The sequence below is a fragment of the Actinomycetota bacterium genome, assembly GCA_005774595.1.
GTDB lineage: Bacteria > Actinomycetota > Coriobacteriia > Anaerosomatales > D1FN1-002 > D1FN1-002.
Genome location: VAUM01000167.1, coordinates 1 through 1959 on the forward strand (window position 1 = coordinate 1; position 1959 = coordinate 1959).

Annotated in this window: 1 protein-coding gene and 1 pseudogene (1 of these 2 only partly in view); both read left to right on the forward strand. The window is 71.7% G+C overall.

From position 1 onward, the window contains the following. A partial coding sequence (locus tag FDZ70_07100) for a hypothetical protein (protein ID TLM74796.1) occupies positions 1–1078 on the forward strand: 1078 nt, incomplete at its 5' end. Beyond that, positions 991–1959, forward strand: a pseudogene (locus FDZ70_07105) (TldD/PmbA family protein) (it continues 592 nt past the right edge of the window). The gene FDZ70_07100 and the pseudogene FDZ70_07105, both read left to right, overlap by 88 nt.

The window sequence follows — 1959 nt, forward strand, 5'->3', positions numbered from 1 at the left end:
CGCGATCGACGTCCCGGTCGACCCGGAGGAGGAGGCGTTCCGCCGCGAGCTCGCAGCGCTCCAGGCCAAGGCCGACGCCCTCCAGGCACAGCTCGACGACCTCGACCGCGACCTGTCGATCGCCGCCGAGTCGTACAACGCCGCATCCGAGCGCCTCGCGCAGGTCCGCGCCGAGCTCGAGACGACCAAGGCCGACCTCGAGAGCGCCCAGACCGCGTACGCGATCCAGCAGGAGCTGCTCGACAAGCGCGCCACCTCGATCTACCGCGAAGGCGACCTGGCGATGGTCGAGCTCCTGCTCGACTCCAAGTCGTTCGCCGACCTCATCGCCCGCGTGAAGTTCATGAACACGATGGGCGTGCACTCCGCCGACCTCGCCAAGCAGCTCGAGGTGCAGCGCGACCAGATCGCGAGGACCGCCGCCGAGCTGGCCGCCGCCGAGCAGGAGGCGACCTCGCTGGAGTTCGAGCTCAACGCCCGCAAGCGCGAGATCGAGCTGCGCATCTCCGATCGCGAGGAGATGTTGCGCCGCGTCGACTCCGACATCCTCGCGCTGCTGCTCCAGCAGGACCAGGCGCGCCGCGCCGAGGAGGCCGAGCTGCTCGCCGAGATCCTCGCGGGCGCGAGCGAGCGCGGAGTCGCTGTCGTGCCGGGCACGCCCGTCGAGACCGCGCTCGCCTATCACGGTGTCCCATACCTGTGGGGCGGCGCGACGCCGGCCGGGTTCGACTGCTCCGGACTCGTTCTCTACGTCTTCGCGCAGCATGGCGTGCAGTTGCCGCACTACTCGGGCGCTCAGTTCCTGATGGGCGAGAAGGTCGACGTCGCGGACCTGCAGCCCAACGACGTCGTGTTCTTCGGCTCGCCGGTGCACCACGTCGGCATCTACATCGGCGGCGGCTACTTCATCCATGCGCCGCGCACGGGCGACTTCGTGAAGGTCAGCTTGCTGGCGGCCCGCAAGGACTTCGCCGGCGCCCGCCGTTTCGCATGGCAGACGCGCACCGCACCCTTCGCCGGGATGGATCAGATCTCGCCGAACGTGAACCACAACGTCGGCATCCAGCTCGACCGGTGACTTCGACGGGGGGCGCCGTGAAGGAGATTCTGGCGGCGGCGCTCGACGCGGCGCGGTCGGCGGGGGCCGAGTACGCCGACGCCCGCTTCACCGACTCGCTGACCGAGCAGCTCTCCCTGCGCACAGGCCGCGTCGAGGCGGTCGGCTCCTCGGCATCGGCAGGCATCGGCGTGCGCGTCATCGCCGACGGCGCATGGGGGTTCGCCGCGACCTCGGAACCGACGCGCGACGGCGCGGCGCGCGCGGCGCGCGATGCGGTCGCGATCGCCCGCGCGTCCGCGACCGTCTCGGGCAGGCGTGTCGAGCTCGCTCCGGTCGCGCCCGTGACTGCCGAGTGGCACGGCCCGTGCGGGACCGACCCGTTCGCCATGCCGCTCGAGGACCGCATCGCGCTGCTCGCCGCGGCCGACGAGGCGATGCGCTCAGGCGACCCCGCGGTGAAGGTCACCTCGGCAGGCATGCGCATCGAACGGCATGCGAAGGTGTTCGCGTCCACCGAGGGCTCGCTCATCGAGCAATCGTGGACCGAGGTGGGCGCCGGGCTGACCGCGTACGCGGTCGGTGACGAGGTCGTCCCTCGCTCGTACCCGAACTCTCACGGAGGCCAGGCGGTCCAGGGCGGATGGGAGGCGGTCGTAGCGCTCGACCTCGCCGGGAACGCACCGCGCATCGCCGAGGAGGCCGCGGAGCTGCTCGCCGCGGAGCCGTGCCCCGCAGGCGAGACGACCGTGATCATCGACGCGAGCCAGCTCGCGCTGCAGGTCCACGAGTCGATCGGGCACCCGACCGAGCTCGACCGGGTCCTCGGCGACGAAGCCGCGTTCGCCGGCACCTCGTGGGTGCGGCTCGAGGACCTCGGGCCGCTGCGCTACGGCTCGGAG